The organism is Streptomyces sp. NPDC002125 (assembly GCF_053593715.1).
The window spans coordinates 22,712-41,634 of sequence record NZ_JBSFDD010000045.1; the positions used below are offsets into that span (position 1 = coordinate 22,712).

The 18,923-nt window shown below is 72.4% G+C and carries 15 protein-coding genes; 11 read left to right on the forward strand and 4 right to left on the reverse strand.

Going from position 1 to position 18,923, the window contains the following annotated elements; translation table 11 throughout:
* The first annotated feature begins 46 nt into the window (after positions 1–46).
* On the forward strand, positions 47–1,405 hold the full coding sequence (locus tag ACWCQM_RS39580) for an MFS transporter (protein ID WP_450919917.1): 1,359 nt from the start codon (positions 47–49) through the stop codon (positions 1,403–1,405).
* Here the strand turns inward: ACWCQM_RS39580 and ACWCQM_RS39585 are convergent.
* From ACWCQM_RS39585 to ACWCQM_RS39595, 3 genes are read right to left on the reverse strand one after another with little or no spacing between them, the layout of a single operon-like run.
* Positions 1,389–2,207, reverse strand: a complete 819-nt coding sequence (locus ACWCQM_RS39585; protein ID WP_450919918.1) for an ABC transporter ATP-binding protein — start codon at positions 2,205–2,207, stop codon at positions 1,389–1,391. The two genes, ACWCQM_RS39580 and ACWCQM_RS39585, sit on opposite strands and share 17 nt — an antisense overlap.
* A gap of 7 nt (positions 2,208–2,214) precedes the next feature.
* Entirely contained in the window at positions 2,215–3,300 is a 1,086-nt protein-coding gene (locus ACWCQM_RS39590; RefSeq protein ID WP_450919919.1) for a FecCD family ABC transporter permease, read from the reverse strand.
* Complete coding sequence (locus ACWCQM_RS39595; RefSeq protein ID WP_450919920.1) at positions 3,297–4,382, reverse strand: FecCD family ABC transporter permease; 1,086 nt, start codon at positions 4,380–4,382, stop codon at positions 3,297–3,299. Before ACWCQM_RS39595 ends, ACWCQM_RS39590 begins: the two co-directional genes overlap by 4 nt.
* 161 nt (positions 4,383–4,543) lie before the next feature.
* Between ACWCQM_RS39595 and ACWCQM_RS39600 the strand changes: the two genes are divergently transcribed.
* The 8 genes from ACWCQM_RS39600 (at position 4,544) to ACWCQM_RS39635 (ending at position 14,284) form a co-directional block, all read left to right on the forward strand.
* Positions 4,544–5,527: an ABC transporter substrate-binding protein gene (locus ACWCQM_RS39600; RefSeq protein ID WP_450919921.1), complete on the forward strand. Its 984-nt coding sequence runs from the start codon at positions 4,544–4,546 to the stop codon at positions 5,525–5,527.
* Positions 5,524–6,312, forward strand: coding sequence for a 2,3-dihydro-2,3-dihydroxybenzoate dehydrogenase (locus tag ACWCQM_RS39605; RefSeq protein WP_450919922.1), 789 nt, complete (start codon positions 5,524–5,526; stop codon positions 6,310–6,312). Before ACWCQM_RS39600 ends, ACWCQM_RS39605 begins: the two co-directional genes overlap by 4 nt.
* Positions 6,313–6,409: 97 nt before the next feature.
* Positions 6,410–7,609: an isochorismate synthase DhbC gene (gene dhbC, locus ACWCQM_RS39610; RefSeq protein WP_450919923.1), complete on the forward strand. Its 1,200-nt coding sequence runs from the start codon at positions 6,410–6,412 to the stop codon at positions 7,607–7,609.
* Positions 7,606–9,261, forward strand: a complete 1,656-nt coding sequence (locus ACWCQM_RS39615) for a (2,3-dihydroxybenzoyl)adenylate synthase (RefSeq protein WP_450919924.1) — start codon at positions 7,606–7,608, stop codon at positions 9,259–9,261. Before dhbC ends, ACWCQM_RS39615 begins: the two co-directional genes overlap by 4 nt.
* A gap of 47 nt (positions 9,262–9,308) precedes the next feature.
* Complete coding sequence (locus ACWCQM_RS39620; RefSeq protein WP_450919925.1) at positions 9,309–9,941, forward strand: isochorismatase family protein; 633 nt, start codon at positions 9,309–9,311, stop codon at positions 9,939–9,941.
* 4 nt (positions 9,942–9,945) lie between these two features.
* Complete coding sequence (locus ACWCQM_RS39625; protein ID WP_073749190.1) at positions 9,946–10,173, forward strand: phosphopantetheine-binding protein; 228 nt, start codon at positions 9,946–9,948, stop codon at positions 10,171–10,173.
* Entirely contained in the window at positions 10,170–14,093 is a 3,924-nt protein-coding gene (locus tag ACWCQM_RS39630; RefSeq protein WP_450919926.1) for an amino acid adenylation domain-containing protein, read from the forward strand. The genes ACWCQM_RS39625 and ACWCQM_RS39630 overlap by 4 nt, the downstream gene beginning before the upstream one ends.
* Positions 14,090–14,284: an MbtH family NRPS accessory protein gene (locus ACWCQM_RS39635; protein ID WP_450919927.1), complete on the forward strand. Its 195-nt coding sequence runs from the start codon at positions 14,090–14,092 to the stop codon at positions 14,282–14,284. The genes ACWCQM_RS39630 and ACWCQM_RS39635 overlap by 4 nt, the downstream gene beginning before the upstream one ends.
* Before the next feature lie 10 nt (positions 14,285–14,294).
* Here the strand turns inward: ACWCQM_RS39635 and fes are convergent, their stop codons facing one another.
* Positions 14,295–15,551 (reverse strand): enterochelin esterase, encoded by a 1,257-nt coding sequence (gene fes, locus ACWCQM_RS39640; RefSeq protein ID WP_450919928.1) that lies wholly within the window; start codon positions 15,549–15,551, stop codon positions 14,295–14,297.
* 195 nt (positions 15,552–15,746) lie between these two features.
* On the opposite strand from fes, the gene ACWCQM_RS39645 reads away from it, so the two are divergent.
* Both ACWCQM_RS39645 and ACWCQM_RS39650 read left to right on the forward strand, forming a co-directional pair.
* A complete protein-coding gene (locus tag ACWCQM_RS39645) occupies positions 15,747–17,564 on the forward strand; it encodes a hypothetical protein (protein WP_450919929.1) in 1,818 nt (605 codons plus the stop codon).
* A 141-nt stretch (positions 17,565–17,705) separates the two neighbouring features.
* The gene (locus ACWCQM_RS39650) at positions 17,706–18,761 is read left to right on the forward strand and encodes a YncE family protein (RefSeq protein WP_450919930.1); all 1,056 of its coding nucleotides are present in this window, start codon (positions 17,706–17,708) and stop codon (positions 18,759–18,761) included.
* Positions 18,762–18,923 lie beyond the last annotated feature (162 nt).

Here is an 18,923-nt window from a genome sequence, read left to right on the forward strand (position 1 = left end):
CACCGCGCCCTCACCCCCGCACCCGCACTCCGACAGGGACCGTCCCATGCAGCACGCCAATTCGGCGAACCGGCTGGACCGACTGCCGATCTCCCGCTTCCACAAGACCACTCTGCTCGCCATCGCGTTCGCCTACTTCTTCGAGTTCGCGGACATCAACAGCTTCGCGACGACCGCTCCCAAGCTGGTCGATCTGTGGGGCGTGACGGTGAGCCAGGTCGCCTACGTCACCTCGCTGTCGTTCGTCGGCATGTTCATCGGCTCCATCGTCGCCGGAGCCCTGGCCGACCGGTGGGGCCGCAAGAAGACCCTGCTCCGCACCATCCTGTTCTTCGGGTTCTTCTCGTTCGTCTCGGTGTTCTCGTGGGACATCTTCTCGCTGGGCGTCTTCCGGGTGCTCACCTCGGCGGGTCTGTCCGCGATGACCGTCGTGGCGGTCATCTACGTCAACGAGCTGTATCCGGCCGCGGTCCGGGGCAAGTACCAGGCGTACGCGATGGTCATCGGCATCTGCGGCACTCCGGCCACCAACCTGATCGCCAGTTTCGTCGTCCCGCTCAGCGACTGGTCCTGGCGGCTGGTGTACCTGTGGGGCGCGCTCGGCGTCGTCCTCGTGCTGTTCTCCAGGCACCTCAAGGAGTCCCCCCGCTGGCACGAGAGCCGGGGCGACCACGCCGCGGCCGACGCGGTCCTGCGTGAGATCGAGGCCTCGGTGATCGCCGAGAAGGGGCCGCTGGCCGAACCGGCGGAGCCCGTGGAGGAGCCCCCGGCCGTCAAGGCTCCGGTGCGCTTGCTGCTGCAGAAGCGGTACCTCGCGCCGACGCTCCTGCTGACGGTCCTGTGGGTGACCCAGACCATCGGGTTCTTCGGCTACTCCAGCTTCGCGCCGACCCTGCTGTCCGCGGAGGGCTTCAGCGTCGAGAAGTCCGTCTTCTACATCGCCCTCACCACCGTCGGCGCGCCCCTGGGCTCCTTCCTGGCCTCCCTGGTCACCGACCGGTTCGAGCGCAAGTGGTGTCTCGTCGCCTTCGGCGTGGTCATCGCCACCTGCGGTCTGCTGTACGGGCTGACCTTCGACCCGGTCCTGATCGTGATCTTCGGCTTCCTGGTGAACCTCTTCGAGCGCGGCTACACCGCCCTCGCGTACGCCTACTCCCCCGAGCTCTTCGACACACGGAGCCGCTCCCTGGGGACGGGCATCACCTACGGGATCGGCCGGCTGTCGAACGCGGCGGGCCCTCTGATCATCGCGGCGCTCTACAACCGCACCGGCTACCAGAGCGTCTTCTACTTCATCGCGGGTGTCTGGATGGTGGGCGCGGTCGCCCTGGCCGTCTTCGGCCCCCGCACCAGGCCGTCTCGTCCGGCGGCACGGAGGCCGAAGGCCGTCACGACCGCTTCGTGAGGGTGCGGCTCCTCGGCACCACGACGGGCGCCGCGTCGCCCGGTGCGCGCAGGATGTCGGCGTCCAGCCCGTAGAGCTCCTTCACCAGGGTCTCGTCGACCGTCTCGTCCGGCTTGCCCCGGGCGACGACCCGCCCGTCCTTCATGGCGACGAGGAGGTCGGCGTAGCGGGACGCGGCCACCAGGTCGTGCTGCACCATCACGACGGTACGTCCGGTGGCGGCGACCTCCCGTACCAGTTCCAGGACTTCCACGGCGTGGCCGAGGTCGAGGGCGCTGGTCGGTTCGTCGAGCAGGATGACCGGGGTGTGCTGGGCGAGGACCATCGCGAGCCAGCACCGCTGGCGCTGGCCGCCGGAGAGCCTGTCGAGGCGCTCCGCGGCCAGTTCCGTCGTTCCGGTGGCCGCCAGCGCGTCGCGTACGGCGTGCTCGTCCTCCCGGGACCACTGGCGCAGGAGGCCCTGCTGGGGGTGGCGGCCGTAGCGGACGAGCCCTGCGACGGTGACGGCCTCGGGGGCGCGCGGCGACTGGGGCAGCAGGGCGACGCGGTGGGCGGCCCGGCGCCGGCCGAGCTCCCAGATGTCCTCGCCGCCGACTTTGACGGTTCCCGAGTCGGGGCGGTGCAGGCGTGCGACGGTGCGCAGCAGGGTGGACTTCCCGCAGCCGTTGGGGCCGACGATCGCGACGACCTGTCCTGCGGGCACGGTGAGACCGACGTTCTCGACGACGGGCCGGCCGGGGTATCCGGCGTGCAGCGCGGTGATGTCGAGCCCGGGGGCGGTCTCGTGGGAGGTGTCGGTCATGGGGTGGTCATGCCTTTCCGTTGGCACGGTCCGGGCGGAACAGGACCCAGAGCAGGAAGGGGCCGCCGAGGACGCTGGTGACGACGCCGACGGGGAGTTCGACAGGGGCGGCGACGCGTCCGAGCGCGTCGGCCGCGGCGATCAGGGCGGCACCGGTCAGTGCCGAACCCATGACCGGGACCCGGGTAGGTCCTGACAGGCGCTGGGCGAGGATCGGGGCGGCGAGGGCCACGAAGGCGATCGGACCGCCGACGCCGACGGCCGTGCCCGCGAGGGCGACGGCGAGTGCCAGCGCGCAGGCGCGCAGCCGGCGCAGGTCCACGCCGAGCGAGGCGGCCACGTCGTCGTCGAAGCGCAGCAGCTGGAGCCGGTGTCCGACCGCGAGGGCGAGCGGCACGAGGAACAGCAGGACGAGCGCCAGTGGTGTACCGACACCCCAGTCCCGGCCGTTGAGGCTGCCCACGGTCCAGAGGAAGACGCCACCCGCTGTGTTGTCGTTCTCGCGGGACATGATCAGGTCGCTCACGGCGCCGATGAAGGTGGAGACGCCGATGCCGGTCACCAGGACGCGGTATCCGGCGGTTCCGGCTCCGCCCGCGCACAGGACGACGATCGCGGCGGCGGCGACGGCGCCGATCGGGCCGAGCCACCAGTCACCCACCATGCCGGTGGTGGAGCCCGCGGCGGCGGCGATCACGGCGGCCGTGGCACCGTCGTTGACGCCGACCAGGTCGGGGGTGGCGAGGCGATTGCCGGCCAGGGTCTGGGTGAGGCAGCCGGCGATGCCGAGTGCGGCACCGACCATGAGCCCGGCGAAGATCCGGGGCAGCCGGAACTCCCGCACGATCATGACGGTTCCGGCGTCCCCGGTGCCGAGGAGTCCCGAGAGGGTCTGGGACAGGCTCATTCCGGTCGAACTCGCCATCACCGCGAGGGCGATGAGGACGGCGAGGAGCGGCACGAGGAGCGCGGCGGCCAGTGCGCTGCGGCGGGGCACGAGCCAGGACAGCGTCCCGGTGCGCAGCACGGTGCTGTCGGGGGGTGTCACGTCCGCGACGGGAGCCGGGGCCGTCGTCGTCCTGGGAGCGGTCATGCCTCGGCCCCCGCGGTGGACAGCCGGGAGGAACGGGCGATCCAGATGAGCAGGGGACCGCCGACGAAGGCGAGCAGCACGCTGACGGGGGTCTCCCAGGGTCGGATGACGATCCGGGCGAGGATGTCGGCGAGGATCATGATGTCGGCCGCGATCAGTGCGGACAGGACGAGCTGGGCCGTCATGCGCGGTCCGGTCAGCGCTCTCGCGGCGTACGGGGCGAGCAGCCCCAGGAAGGCGATGGGGCCGGCCACCGCGACCGCGCAGCCGGCGAGCAGCGAGACCGCCCCGGCGACGACGAGCCGTATGCGGCCCGGGTGGTGGCCGAGCGAGCGGGCGCCGTCGTCCCCGAGGCCGAGCGCCGAGAGGGGGCGTGCGCAGCCGAGCGCGGTGAGCAGGCCGAGCGCCACCAGGGGCAGCAGGGGGACCAGGTCGGACGCCTCGACTCCCGCGAGCGAGCCGATCGTCCAGTACCGGTAGGTGTCGAAGGTCGACTGGGTGCCGAGCAGGACGTAGGAGGTGCAGCCGTGAAAGGTGGCACCCAGTGCTGATCCGGCCAGGACGAGACGCAGCGGTGAGCCCGCGGTGCGTCCCGACGCGGCGAACAGCAGGACGACGGCGCTCGCGGCCATGCCTCCGGTCAGCGCCCATACGAGCAGCGCGCCCGGGGAGTCGGCGCCGAAGAAGGTGAGCCCGAGCACAACGGCGAACGCGGCACCCGAGTTGACGCCCAGCAGTCCGGTCTCGGCGAGCGGATTGCGGGTGGCGGCCTGGAGCAGGCATCCGGCGGCGCCGAGGCAGGTGCCGACGAGGACGGCGGCGAGCGTGCGCGGCAGGCGTACGTCCATGACGGCCAGCCGGACCTGAGCGTCGGCGCGGGCGGTGGGGTCTCCGAGGACGAAGTCCCAGGCGCGTCCGACGGTGCTCTGGCCGGTGCCGATGACGAGGGAGAGCAGCACGAGGGCCACGAGAACAATCACAAGTCCTGTGGCGGCCCGGGCAATTGGGCGTCCCTGAGGAGGGGGACCTTCGGATGGGCGGGATCCGGCTGATCTTGGCCGACCCCCTTGCGCTATCGACATAAGGGTAGCCTAACCTAAGCAAGCTCGCCCGGTTCCGGCGGGTCTCCGGGCACACCTGTGTCCTGAAGTGGTGCGTTGTGTACCGCCTTTCTCCGATTCACGCTTCGGAGAGCGCCCGGCCGGAACCGGATTCGTCTGAATGCAAACGGAGATCCCTGGCCATGGCGCCGTATTCGTCCCTCTCGTCCCGCGGTATCGCACGTCCCGTTGTGTCCGCCACGCTGTTCACCCTCTGCGCTCTCACCCTGAGCGCCTGCGGATCCACCGACGACACAGCCGATTCCGCGGACGCGGGCGCCGCGGCAACCACACAGGTCACCGACGCCACCGGGACCAAGGTGAAGGTCCCCGCGGCGCCGAAGCGCGTGCTCGCGCTCAGCGAGATGGACCTGGACGCGTCGCTCGCCCTGGGTGTCGAGCCGGTCGGCCTTACCGCGGGCCGCGGCCAGAAGGGCGCGCCCCAGTACCTCGCGGACCAGGCGAAGGGCATCCCCGTGGTGGGCGCCGTGACCGGCCCCGACATCGAGAAGGTCGTGCAGGCGAAGCCGGACGTGATCCTCGCCGGGCAGCTCGCCGACGAGCAGGTGCTCGCGCAGCTCCGGAAGATCGCGCCCACCGTCATCACCATCGACGACACCAAGGACTGGAAGAAGGCCCTCACGCTCACCGGCACGACGCTCGGCAAGTCCAACGAGGCCGAGAAGTTCCTCGCCGACTACGAGACCAAGGCCGCGGCCCTCAAGACCGACCTCGGCGCACAGGCCGGCGCGAGCGTCTCCGTGGCCCGCTACTCGGCCAAGGGCACCGCGGTCATGCAGCAGGGCGTCTTCATCAGCGACGTGCTGAAGGACCTCGGCTTCACGCGCCCCGGTATCCAGAACGAGCAGGGCGAGGGCCACTCGACGCCGCTGAGCGACGAGAACCTCAAGGAGATCGACGGCGACTGGCTGTTCATCGGCTCCCTCGACGCGGGCACCGACGCCGGCCTCCTCGACCAGCTGGCGAAGAAGCCCGCCTACCAGCAGCTGGGCGCGGTGCGCGACAAGCACGCCACGGTCATCGACGGCACCAAGTGGACCAGCCTCGGCGGCGCCCAGGCAGCCGTCTCGGTGCTCGACGACATCCGGAAGGCCATGGTCAAGTGAGCACCGGGCAGGAACTCACCGGCCGGCTCGCCCTCGTGACGGGTGCCGGCGGCGGCATAGGCGAGGCGGTCGTGCACGCGCTCGCCGGCCTGGGTGCCCGCGTCGTCGCCACCGACCTGACCGAGGACGGTGTCGCCGCCCTCGCGAAGGCGTACGACGGCCGGGTGACCGCCCGGGCGCTCGACGTGACGGACTCCGCCGCCGTCGAGAGCGTCGTCGCCTGGACCGAGGACACCCTCGGCCCCCTGGACATCGCGGTCAACGTGGCCGGAATCCTGAGCGGTTCGGCGGTCGCGGAGATGCCGGACGAGGAGTGGGCGGCCACCTTCGCCGTCAACGCCCACGGCGTCTTCCACGTGTCACGGTCCGTCTCCCGCCGCATGGCGGAGCGGGGTTCGGGAAGCATCGTCACCGTCGCCTCCAACGCCGCGGGCATCCCCCGTACCAACATGGCGGCGTACGCGGCCTCCAAGGCGGCGGCCGTGATGTTCACCAAGTGCCTCGGCCTCGAAGTGGCGTCCAAGGGCGTGCGGTGCAACACCGTGTCCCCCGGATCGACCCTCACCGACATGCAGCGCGGCATGTGGACGGCGGGTGCGGAGGAGGCGTCCGCCCGCGCCGTCGTCGAGGGCGACCCGGCGTCGTACCGCACCGGAATCCCGCTCGGCCGGATCGCGGAACCCTCCGACATAGCCGACGCGGTCGCCTTCCTGGTGTCCGACCGGGCCCGCCACATCACCATGCACGACCTGTACGTCGACGGTGGAGCCACCCTGCGGGCCTGAACCCGCTCCGCCGTCGCCACGGCGGCCACAACGCGGGCCTGAACCCGCTCCGCCGTCACCCTGCCGCAGTTCGAGCCATCCCCCCTGGAGACCACCCATGTCTGCCTCTCTGCGCGTCCATGCCGCTCCTCCCCCTCACACCGCTCCCGGCGCGGCGACCGCCCTGCTGGAGGCCTACCGGCCCGGCACGGACCGCTTCCTCGCCACACCCCGGCACACCCTGCTCGGCTCCGGCACCCGGGCGCAGGTGCCGCACGGCGACCGTCCCCTGACCCTGCGGGTACGGGAGGTCCTGGACTCCGCCCGGGGTGCGGGCGGTTCCGCTCCGGTCGTCGTGGGCTCCGTGCCGTTCGCCCCCGGCGGCACGGCGGCCCTGGCGGTCCCCGAGACCCTGCGGTGGGCCGGCGCCCTGCGCGCCGACCCGCTCGTCGCCCTGCACGGCCCGGACGTGGAGCCGGGTGAAGACTGGCGGATACGCGAGGTGCCGGCGGCCGAGGAGTACTCCGCGGCCGTCGCCGCCGCCGTGAAGCGGATGCGGGCCGGGGAGTTCGACAAGGTCGTCCTCGCCCGCACCCTGGAGCTGACCTCCGCGCGTGACCTCGATCTGCCGGCCATGCTGAGCCGGCTGGCGCGCCGCGACCCGGAGGGCTACACCTTCGCCGTGCCCAGCGGACCGGGACGCACCCTCGTGGGCGCCAGCCCCGAGCTGCTCGTGTCCCGCAGGGGCGCCCGGCTCGTCGCCAATCCGCTGGCCGGCTCGGCACCCCGCAGCGGCGATCTGGCGGAGGACGTCCGCAGGGCGGCCGCGCTGCTGGACTCGCCGAAGGACCTGCACGAGCACGCGGTCGTGGTCGACGCCATCCGGGAGGCGCTGGCGCCGTTCTGCGTGAGCCTGGACGTGCCGGAGCGCCCCACCCTCATCCGCACCGCCGCCATGTGGCACCTGTCGACGACCCTGACCGGGGAGCTGCGCGACCCCGCCTCCACCGCCCTGGACCTGGCCTCCGCCCTGCACCCCACCCCGGCGGTCTGCGGCACCCCGACCGAGGTGGCCCGGCAGGTCATCGCGGACTCGGAACCCTTCGACCGCGGCGCCTACACCGGCATGGTCGGGTGGCAGGACGCCGACGGCGACGGCGACTGGGTCGTGACGATCCGCTGCGCCGAGGCCGAGGGCCGCACCCTGCGGCTGTTCGCCGGCGCCGGTGTGGTCGCCGAGTCCTCGCCCGCCGCCGAGACGGCGGAGACCGGGGCCAAGTTCCGGACGTTCCTGAGCGCCGTGGGAGCGGCCCTGTGACCGCCCTCCCGGAAACCGACGCCCCCACCTGGCCCGCCGAGTTCGCCGAGCGCTACCGCGCCGCCGGCCACTGGCGCGGCGAGACGTTCGGCGGCGTACTGCGTGAGCGCGCCGCCGCGCACCCCGGCCGCGTCGCGATCGTGGACCCCTCCCCCGGGCGCCGCGAGTGGACGTACGGGGAACTGGACGAGCGGGCCTCGCGGATGGCGGCCGGCTTCGCGGCGCGCGGGATCTCCCGGGGCGACCGGGTCGTCGTGCAGCTCCCGAACATCGCCGAGTTCGTCGAGGTCGTCTTCGCGCTCTTCCGGATCGGCGCGCTGCCCGTCTACGCGCTGCCCGCGCACCGGGAGACGGAGATCGAGTACTTCTGCTCGTTCACCGAGGCCGTCGCCTACGTCGTCCCGGACCGGCACGCGGGCTTCGACCACCTCGCGCTCGCCTCGAAGGTCAAGGAGCGCACGCCGTCCCTGAAGCACGTGTTCGTGGCCGGGTCCCCCGGCGAACACACCGCCCTGTCGGACGTGCCGTGCGAACCCTCGGAGACCGGCACCGGGTACGAACCCGAGCCGCACGACCTGGCGTTCCTTCAGCTGTCGGGCGGCACGACCGGGGTGCCGAAGCTCATCCCCCGTACGCACGACGACTACATCTACTCGCTGCGGGGATCCAACGAGATCTGCGGGGTGGACGGCGGCACCCGCTTCCTCGTCGTGCTCCCCGCCGCGCACAACTTCCCGATGAGCTCGCCCGGCTGGCTGGGTGTGCTGTACGCCGGGGGGACCGTGGTGATGTGCCCCAGCCCGGACCCGGCGACGGCCTTCGCCCTCGTGGAGCGCGAGCGCGTCACGATGACCGGGATGGTGCCGCCGCTCGCCCTGGTGTGGACGGAGGCCGGCCCCGGCACCGAGCACGACCTGTCGAGCCTGGAGCTGGTCCTCGTCGGCGGTGCCAAGTACAGCGAGTCGGCGGCCCGCCGTCTGGAACCCGCCCTGGGGTGCCGGCTCATGCAGGTCTTCGGCATGGCCGAGGGGCTCGTCAACTACACGCGCCTGGACGACGATCACGAGACCGTGGTCACCACCCAGGGCAGGCCGATCTCCGAGGACGACGAGGTCCGCATCGTCGACGACGCGGACGAGGACGTGCCCGAGGGCGGCTTCGGGCATCTGCTGACCCGCGGCCCGTACACCATCCGCGGCTACTGGCGTGCGCCGGAGCACAACCGGCGGGCCTTCACCGAGGACGGCTTCTACCGCACCGGTGACATCGTGCGCCGCACCCCCACGGGCCATCTGGTGGTCGAGGGGCGCGCCAAGGACCAGATCAACCGGGGCGGCGAGAAGGTCGCTCCGGAGGAGGTCGAGAACATCATCCTCGCCCACCCCTCCGTGCACGACGTCTCCGTCGTCGGCGTGGCCGACGAGTACCTGGGGGAGCGCACCCTCGCCTACGTCATCCTCCGCGAGGGCGCCGAGGCCCTGAAACCGGCCGCGGTCAAACGCCTCGTGCGTGAGCGCGGTGTCGCCGCGTACAAGATCCCCGACCTCGTCGAGTTCGTCGAGGCGTTCCCCCAGACCGGCATCGGCAAGGTCAGCAAGAAGGGGCTGCGCTCCGAGGCCGTCCCCGGCCGCGCCGTGTCCGCCCAGCACTGAGATCAGCACCGAGTTCCGCCCCGCGCGGCACCGAAAGGTTCCACCCCATGGCTCTTCCCGCCATCGCTTCCTACGCACTGCCGACCGACGCCGAGCTGCCCGCGAACCGCGTCGGCTGGACCGTCGACCCGGCGCGCGCCGTCCTGCTCGTCCATGACCTGCAGAACCACTTCCTCGGCGCGTTCCCGTCCGGCGAGCAACCGCTCACCGGCATGCTCGACAACACCTCCCGCGTCATCGAGCGGTCCCGCGGCCTCGGCGTGCCGGTCGTCTACTCGGTGCAGCGCGGCGGTCAGACGCCGGAGGAACGCGGACTCCAGCTCGACTTCTGGGGCCCCGGTGCCGCCGACGACCCCGAGGCGCTGGCGATCCCGCCGTCCGTCGCACCGGCCGACGGGGACACCGTACTGACCAAATGGAAGTACAGCGCCTTCGTGCGGACCGAACTGGATTCCCTGCTGCGTGACTCCGGCCGCGACCAGCTGGTGATCACCGGTGTGTACGCGCACATCGGGGTGCTCATGAGCGCCTGCGACGCGTGGATGCGCGACATCCAGGCCTTCGTCGTGGCCGACGCCGTGGCGGACTTCTCACGCGAGGACCACGACATGGCGCTGCGCTGGGCGGCGGGCCGCTGCGCGGTCGTCACCACGACCGACGCGCTCCTGAAGGAGATCTGAACACATGGCGCTCACCCTTGAACTGATCCGCCGGGATGTCGCCGACGCCCTCGGCGAGGACCCCGCGGACATCCCCCTGGACGAGAACCTCCTGGACTACGGCCTGGACTCCGTACGCATCATGGCGCTGCTGGGGCGCTGGCGGCGGGACCACGGGGTCGAGGCGGACTTCGCGGACCTCGCCGAACAGCCCGCCGTCGAGGCCTGGGCACCGCTGCTGGGGGTCTCATGACCGCCCTGCTCACCGACGCCGGCCCCGGACCGGCCGGGGCGTCCGGCGTACTGCCGCTGACCGCCGCGCAGTCGGGCATGTGGTACGCGCAGTCGCTCGACCCGCTCAGCCCGGCGCAGAACACGGCGGAGTGCCTGGAGATCGAAGGACCCCTGGACCCGGAGCTGTTCGCCGGGGCGCTGCGCCGGGTGGCCTCCGAGGCGGAGGCGCTGCGCGTACGCGTCGAGGACTCCCCCGAAGGACCGCGCCAGCGTGTCCTGGACTCGGTCGGACTCCCGCTGACCACCCACGATCTGCGGGAGGCGGCGGACGCCTCCCGGCAGGCCGAGGAGTGGATGCGCGCGGATCTGGCCGAGCCCTTCGACCTCGGTGCGGGGCCGCTGTTCAGGCACGCCCTGTTCCGGGTGGGCGAGGAGCGGTGGCTCTGGTACCAGCGCATCCACCACCTCGTCATGGACGGCTTCGGCTATTCGCTCCTCGTACGCCGCACCGCCGAGGTCTACACGGCGCTCGCCGGGGGCGCGGAGCCGGGCCCCCGCACCTTCGGCTCGCTCGCCGGCCTGGTGGCCGAGGACGACGCCTACCGCTCGTCGGAGGCGTTCGAGGCGGACCGGCGGCACTGGAACGAGGCGTTCGCCGACCGCCCCGAGGTGCCGCGGCTCGCCGGCCGCGGGGCGCTCCCCTCCCGGACGTTCCTCCGCCGCACGGCCCACCTGGGGCCCGAGGCGACGGAGGGGGTGCGGGAGCTGGCCGACCAGCTCCGCGCGACCTGGCCGGACGTGCTGATCGCCGCCCAGGCCCTCTACACCTCACGGGCGACCGGCCACCGGGAGGTCGTGCTCGGCCTGCCCATGATGGGCCGCATGGGGTCGGTCTCGCTCCGAGTACCGGGCATGGTGATGAACGTCCTGCCGCTGCGCCTGGACGTGTCCCCCGAGGCGACCTTCGCCGAGCTGGTCCGCCAGGTCGTGCTGGGCATCCGCGAGGTCCGCCGCCACCAGCGCTACCGCTACGAGGACATCCGACGCGACCTGCGGCTGCTCGGGGAGAACCGCGGACTGGTCGGGCCCCTGGTCAACGTCATGCCCTTCGACTACGACGTGGACTTCGCGGGCGCCCCCGCACGGGCGCGGAACCTGTCCGCGGGACCCGTCGACGATCTGACGCTGAACATCTACGACCGCTCGGACGGGCGCGGCCTGCGCATCGACCACGACGGCAATCCCGCCCTGTACGGGGAGGAGACGCTGGCCGCGCACCAGGAGCGGTTCCTGCATCTGGTGGAGCGGCTGAGCCGGACCGACCCGCATCTGCCGACGGGCGCGCACGGGATCGCGACCCCGGCCGAACTCGACCTGGTCGTGCATTCGTTCAACGACACGGGCCGGACGCTCCCGCGGACCACGCTGATCGGCCCGATCGAGTCCCGTGCCGCGCGCACCCCCGACGCGACCGCCGTGGTGTACGGCGGCACCTCGCTCACCTACGAGGAACTGAACACCCGGGCCAACCGGCTGGCCCGGCACCTGCGGACGCTCGGCGCCCGGCCCGGCGCGGTGGTGGCGGTGTCCGTCCCTCGCTCGGTGGAACTGATCGTCTCCCTGCTCGCCGTGCTGAAGGCGGGGGCCGCCTATCTGCCGCTGGACCCGGACTATCCGGAGCAGCGGCTCACCTACATGCTCCAGGACGCGGCACCGGTGTGCGCGGTGACCGACCGTGCGGGCAGGCTCCCCGAGGACACCGGGACGCCGCTGGTCGTCCTGGACGGCCTCGACGTCTCCGGATACCTCTGGGTGAACCCCTCCCGGCCCCTCACCCCGGCCCACCCCGCGTACGTCATCTACACCTCGGGCTCCACGGGCCGCCCCAAGGGCGTCGTCGTCTCGCACGGGGCGATCGACAACCGGCTGCGCTGGATGCAGAGTGCCTACGGCCTGACGTCCGAGGACCGCGTGCTCCAGAAGACGCCGTCGTCGTTCGACGTGTCGGTGTGGGAGTTCTTCTGGCCGCTGCGCCAGGGCGCGGTGCTCGTCGTCGCCGAGCCCGGCGGCCACAAGGACCCGGCCTATCTGGCCCGGCTGATCCGCGAACAGGCGGTCACGACCTGCCACTTCGTGCCGTCGATGCTCCAGGTCTTCCTGGCGGAGGCGGACGCCGAGGCATGCGGCAGCCTCCGGAGGGTCTTCTGCAGCGGTGAGGCGCTGCCCCGCGAGACCGCCAACGCCTTCGGGCGGCAGCTGCCCGGCGCGGAGCTGCACAATCTGTACGGCCCGACGGAGGCGGCCGTCGACGTCACGTACCACGCGTGCGCTGCGGAGACCACGGGCCCCGTGCCGATCGGCCGCCCGGTCTGGAACACCCGTCTGCACGTGCTCGACGCGGCGCTGCACCCCTGTCCGCCCGGCGTTCCGGGAGAGCTCCACCTCGCCGGGCACCAGCTCGCCGAGGGCTATCTCGGCCGTCCGGGGCTGACCGCGTCCCGTTTCGTCGCCGACCCCTTCGGCCGGCCCGGCGAACGCATGTACCGCACCGGGGACCTGGCGCACTGGACCGAGGACGGTGAGGTCGTCTACCTCGGCCGCACGGACGACCAGGTCAAGCTGCGCGGGCAGCGCATCGAGCTCGGCGAGATCGAGACCGCGCTGACGGCACGGGACGGGGTGGACGCGGCCTGCGCCCTCGTCAGGGAGGACCGGCCGGGCGAGCAGCGGCTCGTCGGCTACATCACGGGCGGCGCCGATCCGGTGGCCGTACGCGCCTCGCTGGCACGGGAGTTGCCGGAGCACATGGTGCCCGCGGCGGTGGTGGCCCTGGACGCGTTCCCGCTCAGCCCGAACGGCAAGCTGGACCGGCGCGCCCTGCCCGCCCCGGTGTTCAGCGGCGGCGCGGGCTCCCGGCGCCCATCGGGCGCGCGGGAGGAGGCGCTCACGCGGCTCTTCGCCGAGGTGCTCGGCGTCGGCAGGGTGGGCCCGGAGGACGCGTTCTTCGACCTGGGCGGCACCTCGCTGCTCGCGGTCCGGCTCGTGGCCCGTGTCCGGGAGGAGTTCGGGACGGAGCTGACCATCGGCTCGCTGTTCGAGTCCCCGACTCCTGCGGCGCTCGCCGCCCGGCTGGACTCCACCGGCCAGGCGTCCGAGGACGCGCTCGGCGTCGTCCTGCGGCTGCGCGGCGGGGACGGGCGGCCTCCGCTGTTCGCCATCCATCCGGCCGGCGGCATCGCCTGGTGCTACGCGGGACTGTCGGCCCGCCTCGGCGCCGAACAGCCGGTGTACGGCATCCAGGCACGCGGGCTGGTCGGCGACGACGCACTGCCGCGCACCCTCCAGGAGGAGGCGGCGGACTACCTCCAGCACATCCGCGCGATCCAGGAGCACGGCCCGTACCGGCTGCTGGGCTGGTCGGTCGGCGGGGTGCTGGCGCACACCGTGGCCGTGCTGCTCCAGGAGGCGGGCGAGGAGGTCGAGCTGCTGGCGCTGCTGGACTCGTTCCCCGCCGAGCAGTGGCGCGAGCGTCCCGCCCCCGAGGAGGGCGACGCGCTGACCGCCGTCCTGCGCATGGCCGGCTTCGAGCGCACGCACGAGCGGAACCGCGAGGACGTGCTGGCGACGCTGCGCCGGGCGGGGAGCCCACTGGCCGGGCTCAGCGACCGTGCGCTGTCGAGGATCGTCGACATCGTCCCGAACCATGCCCGCATGATGCGCGAGCACCACCACCGGCGCTACGAGGGCGATCTGCTGTTCTTCACGGCCGCCGCCCCGCGCGCGGAGGACTGGCTGACCCGTGAGGCGTGGCGTGCGCATGTGACCGGGGCCATCGACAACCACGATCTCGACTGCACGCACCCGCAGTTGATGCAGGACCGCTTCCTCGACGACATCTGTGCCGTCCTGGCGGCCCGTCTGAAGGAGCTGGACGCATGAGTACGAGGAGCGGCCCGTTCGACCCGGGACCCGAGGGCGTCGCCACCCATCTGGTGCTGGAGAACGACGAGGCCCTGATGTCGCTCTGGCCGGTCTGGCGGGAGGTGCCCCCGGGATGGTCCGTGCGGTTCGGTCCGGCTCCGTACGAGGCCTGTGCGGGCGTGCTGGAGCCGGACCGGGAACGGGTGTGAGCAACCTGCCTCAGCCCAGCAGTTCGACCAGGCCGTCGGCGAGCTCCGTGCGCCAGCAGAGGTAGTCGTGGCCGCCGTTGAACTCCGTGTAGGAGGCGTCGTCGTAGCCCGCCGCCGCCAGGACGTCGCGAAGACGCCGGGCGGCGGGCAGGGCGACCCATTCCTGCTCGCCGAAGGAGAGCCGGAAGCGGACGGGCAGGCGTGGTGCCTGGGCGATCCGGTCGGTGAGCCACTGCGCCTGCGGCCCGTCGGGCCACCAGAAGGAGCCGGACTGCGCGAGGACGTTGCCGAACCGGGCGGGGGCCGACACCGCCGCGTGGGCCGCGGAGAGGCCGCCCAGGCTCTGCCCGGCGACGACGGTGCGCGCGGGGTCGCGGGTGACCGGGAGCCGCGCCGCAGCCCAGGGCAGCAGTTCGTCGGCGAGGAAGGCCACGAACTCGGGGCGGCACGTCAGGTGCGCCCATCTGGTGGCCGAGTCCACGGAGTCGGGCAGCAGGGCCACCAGCGGCGGGATGCGGCCGTCGGCGATGAGGTTGTCCAGCAGGTTCGCCAGACCCAGGTGGGGCTGCCAGTGCTCCCCGTCCAGGAGGACCAGCACCGGGAGCTCGGCCGAGTGCCCCGGGGCGAGCGGGGGTTCGTACAGCCAGACGCGGCGGGTGCCTCCTCCGAGCTTCTCGGCGGGCACCTGGTGCGCGGCCACCCGGCCACGGGCGACGTCCGGCCTCGGCTGCCAGTCCTGTCCGCCCGGAGCCGCCGGGAGTTCGGCGTAGGACACCGGCTCTCCGTCCCAGCGCTTCGGCAGCGTACGGGCGTTGAGCGGGTCGTGGCGCCGCCGGGTGCGCAGCCACTGCCAGTAGTCGGCGGTGCCGGGCTCGGGGCCGTCCCCCTCGTCCACGTAGAAGTCGTAGGTGCCGCGCCAGTCGTGGCGCAGCCGGAGCGTCCAGTGCCAGACGTCGGTGCCGGGGACCCGCTCCATCATGTTGCCCTCGGGGTCGCGGGGGTCGCCGATCTTGTTGGGCAGGACCTGCACCGCGCGGGTGGCGGGGGTGCCGCGCCAGAGGAACGTCACCGCGCTGTGGTCGGGACTTCCGTAGGGATCAGGCGCGACCAGGGGGGTGCCGTCGAGGCGCGCCCTCGCCCAGAAGTCCTCGGCCTCGTCGGGTCCGGGAAGGGGGATTCCGGGCAGCGGGAGCCTGGGCACGTCGTCCGGGCGCACGATCCTGGGCGGCCGGCGCGTGACGTCCTGCGGCGGCTCTGAGGTGATCACGAGAGGGACTCCGAACACGAAGGAAATGCAACTTAGGGTCACCTTACCTCCCGACTCCCGAACGGGACGCCCGCCACGGTTAAGGTTAGGCTAACCTAAGCAAGTTCGGAGGGCTCAGACCGGCTGATTCACAAGGCCGTTGTCCCGCATGCCCTCCCCCTCACTCTCTTCGCCGCCCGCCAGGAGCAGCTCACCATGACCCCTGCCAGACCCTCCCGCATCTCCGCGTCCGCCCTCACCAAGCCCCGGCTCGGCCGCATGGCCGCTCTCGCCGCAGGCGCGACGCTCGGCATCGGCGCCCTCGCCGGGGCGCCGGTCGCCGCCGGCTCCTCCGGAGCGGACGCCACCGGCACGGTCGCCCTCGTCGCCGACACCGTCGCACCGGCGGTCACCCTGGGCGCCACCACCGTGAAGCCCGGCGGCGACGTGCCGTTCGAAGCGACGGGATTCCCCGCCGGAGCCACCCTGAGCGTCAAGTTCGACGACAAGGCACTGATCAAGCAGTTCGCGATCGGTGACGACGGGACCGTCTCGGGAACGGTGACCGTCCCGGCCGACGCCGCCCCGGGCGGCGAGCACTGGCTCCGCTTCCTGGCGCCGGGGACCAGCGTCCGCAGCGAGAACCTCACGGTCACCGGCACCACGCCCACTCCGGCCCCGACCCCGGACCCGACACCCACCCCGGACCCGACGACGGAGCCGCCCGCGACCCCGGACCCCGCGGTGCGGCTGACGGACTCCAAGGTCGCGGCGGGCGGCAAGGTCACCTTCACCCTGTCCGGCTTCACCAAGGGCCAGAGCGTCACGGCCAAGCTGGACGACGCCGACATCATCGGCCAGTGGCCCTCCGCCGTGAAGGCCGACGGCACGTTCACCGCGACGGTCACCGTTCCCAAGTCGGCCTCGGCGGGGGCGCACTGGCTGCGCTTCCTGGCGCCGAACCCGTCGACGAGCCTCAAGGCCGACATCACCGTCACGTCGTCCGGTACGGGGGGTTCGGGAGGCACGGGAGGCACCGGCGGGTCGACGGACGGCGGCACCTCCGGCACCGGAGGAACGGACACCGGCACGGGGGGTACCAGCGGCACGGGAGGCAGCACCGGCGGGTCGTCCGGCTCCGGCACCACGTCCGCCACGATCACCGCGGGGTCGCAGGTCGCCGCGGGCGGCAAGGTGTCCTTCCGGGTGACGGGATTCCCCGCGGGCCAGCAGCTCACCGTCAAGCTCGACGACTCCAAGATCATCGGCCAGTGGGCGAACGGCATCGGGGCGGACGGCTCCCTGTCCGGCACCGTCACGATTCCCGCGGACGCCACGAAGGGCGCCCACTGGCTTCGCTTCCTCGCCCCGAACCCGTCGACGAGCCTCAGGGCCGACTTCACCGTCACCTCGGGCACCACGGCCGAACAGGCCGCGGCCGCCGCCTCGTCGAGCTCCACGGGCGGATCGGCCGGCACCACCGAGGTGCCCGCCGCCACGGGCGCGCCCGCCAGCGCGTCCAACTCCAGGGGCGCCAAGGCCACCATCTCGGCCAGCGAGGTGCAGCCGGGCGGGAAGATCCCCTTCGAGGTCACGAAGTTCCCGGCCGGACAGACCGTCACCATCAAGCTCGACGACGAGGAGATCCTCGGCCAGTGGAAGGCCGACGCCTCGGGCTCGTACAAGGGTGAGGTCACGATCCCGGCCGAGACCGCGACCGGGGCCCACTGGCTGCGCTTCCTCGCGCCGAACCCGTCCACCACCCTGAAGGTCGACTTCACGGTGACCGAGCCCGGCACCACGGCCACCGCCGGCGACACCTCCGCGGCTTCCGCGCCCGAGGCCGCGCCGAACACCCTCACGACGGCATCCGCGGAGAGCTCCGTCTCGTACCCGACGATCGCCTGGTCCGCCGCCGCCGCGGCCGTGGGCGGAGCCGCGGGAGCCGCCGCCACGACCCTCTTCGTCGTCCGCCGGCGTCCGGGCGGAACGGCCGCACCCGCCGGGCCCTCCGGGCCGGTCGCGCAGGGCTGACACGACGCGCGTGACCCAACACAGCGCTTCCACAGGGAAGTTGTTGCGTGCGTCACACACCTGAAAGCGCGTTACTTAGGTAAGCCTAAGCTAAGTTGTACTTGTTCCTACTGAGACCCCTGTCAGGGAGTTGACCCCCGCATGACCACGTCCAACCGCAGAAGCCGTCGCACCGTCACCCGTGCCGCCGTCGCCGTCGTGATCGCCGCAGGCACGACCGCCGCGCTGACGGGCACCGCCTCCGCGCACACCGCGAGCGACTCCGTCACCGTCGCGCCGCTGGTGAAGGGCCTCTACCAGTCCTCGTACTCCGAGCGGAACAACGTCCTGTGGACGACCTCCGCCGTGGGCCGTCCGCCGGTCGTGAGCTCCAGCCTGCTGAAGGTGGACCCGAAGACCCTCGCGGTGAAGCAGACCATCACCCCGCCCGTCACCGACGCGGCCACCGGCGCGCTGGAGGCCGTCTACGGCGTGGCCGTCGACGACGAGCACAACACCGTCTGGACGACCAACACCCGTAACAACACGGTGGCCGTCTACAGCCAGCGCACCGGTAAGCACCTGGTCACCCTCCCCAACGTGAACCACGCCCGCGAGATCGTCGTCGACGAGCGCCACAACACCGTGTGGGCGAGCGCCTTCTCCGACGGCACCCTCGTCGCCTTCGACTCGAAGACCTTCGAGGAGAAGCAGCGGATCACCGTCGAGGGGTCCGGCCCGACCGGTCTCGTCGTGAACGAGCGGACCGGCACCGCCTACGCCGCCGACCTCAGCAACGACCAGGTCATCGAGGTCACCGCCAAGTCCGCGACCCCGCGGCTCATCCCCGCCGGTGACGGCCCGATCTCGATCGCCCTGTCCAAGAACGGCAGGACCGCCTACACCGCCAACCAGACCGGCGGCGACGTCTCGGTGATCGACCTCAAGAAGGGTCTCGTCACCAAGTCCATCGCCACCGGCGCGGGCGCCCTGTCCGTCGCCGACGACGACCGCACGGGCAACCTCGTGGTCGTCAACCGCACCGCGGCCACCGCGACCGTCGTCGACCCGAAGGCCGGTACGGTCGTCAGGACCGTGGCCACGGGCACCAACCCGAACCACGTCGAGATCAACAACGGCACCGCCTACGTGGTCGACAAGTCCGGAGCCGGCCTCGGCGGCGCCGACCAGATCCACAGCTTCCGCGTCACCCGCTGACACCCGCCGCTCAGCCGCTCCCCCGCATCTGGCGGCTCCCCCGTCCCCCCACATCTCCGCAGCCGGGTGCCCGGCGGGGGTGGGGGCGCCGGTTGGGGAGGGCACCCGGCGGGACACACCGCACAAGCGGTGTGGGGTGGTTTTGCGGGGTGGGCGAGAGTA

What these genes read in the sequence shown, in the direction of transcription:
- ACWCQM_RS39580 (WP_450919917.1), top strand. Translation starts at nt 47, where the DNA reads ATGCAGCACGCCAATTCGGCGAACCGGCTGGACCGACTGCCGATCTCC.
- ACWCQM_RS39585 (WP_450919918.1), bottom strand. Translation starts at nt 2,207, where the DNA reads ATGACCGACACCTCCCACGAGACCGCCCCCGGGCTCGACATCACCGCG.
- ACWCQM_RS39590 (WP_450919919.1), bottom strand. Translation starts at nt 3,300, where the DNA reads ATGACCGCTCCCAGGACGACGACGGCCCCGGCTCCCGTCGCGGACGTG.
- ACWCQM_RS39595 (WP_450919920.1), bottom strand. Translation starts at nt 4,382, where the DNA reads ATGTCGATAGCGCAAGGGGGTCGGCCAAGATCAGCCGGATCCCGCCCA.
- ACWCQM_RS39600 (WP_450919921.1), top strand. Translation starts at nt 4,544, where the DNA reads ATGGCGCCGTATTCGTCCCTCTCGTCCCGCGGTATCGCACGTCCCGTT.
- dhbC (WP_450919923.1), top strand. Translation starts at nt 6,410, where the DNA reads ATGTCTGCCTCTCTGCGCGTCCATGCCGCTCCTCCCCCTCACACCGCT.
- ACWCQM_RS39620 (WP_450919925.1), top strand. Translation starts at nt 9,309, where the DNA reads ATGGCTCTTCCCGCCATCGCTTCCTACGCACTGCCGACCGACGCCGAG.
- ACWCQM_RS39625 (WP_073749190.1), top strand. Translation starts at nt 9,946, where the DNA reads ATGGCGCTCACCCTTGAACTGATCCGCCGGGATGTCGCCGACGCCCTC.
- ACWCQM_RS39630 (WP_450919926.1), top strand. Translation starts at nt 10,170, where the DNA reads ATGACCGCCCTGCTCACCGACGCCGGCCCCGGACCGGCCGGGGCGTCC.
- ACWCQM_RS39635 (WP_450919927.1), top strand. Translation starts at nt 14,090, where the DNA reads ATGAGTACGAGGAGCGGCCCGTTCGACCCGGGACCCGAGGGCGTCGCC.
- ACWCQM_RS39645 (WP_450919929.1), top strand. Translation starts at nt 15,747, where the DNA reads ATGACCCCTGCCAGACCCTCCCGCATCTCCGCGTCCGCCCTCACCAAG.
- ACWCQM_RS39650 (WP_450919930.1), top strand. Translation starts at nt 17,706, where the DNA reads ATGACCACGTCCAACCGCAGAAGCCGTCGCACCGTCACCCGTGCCGCC.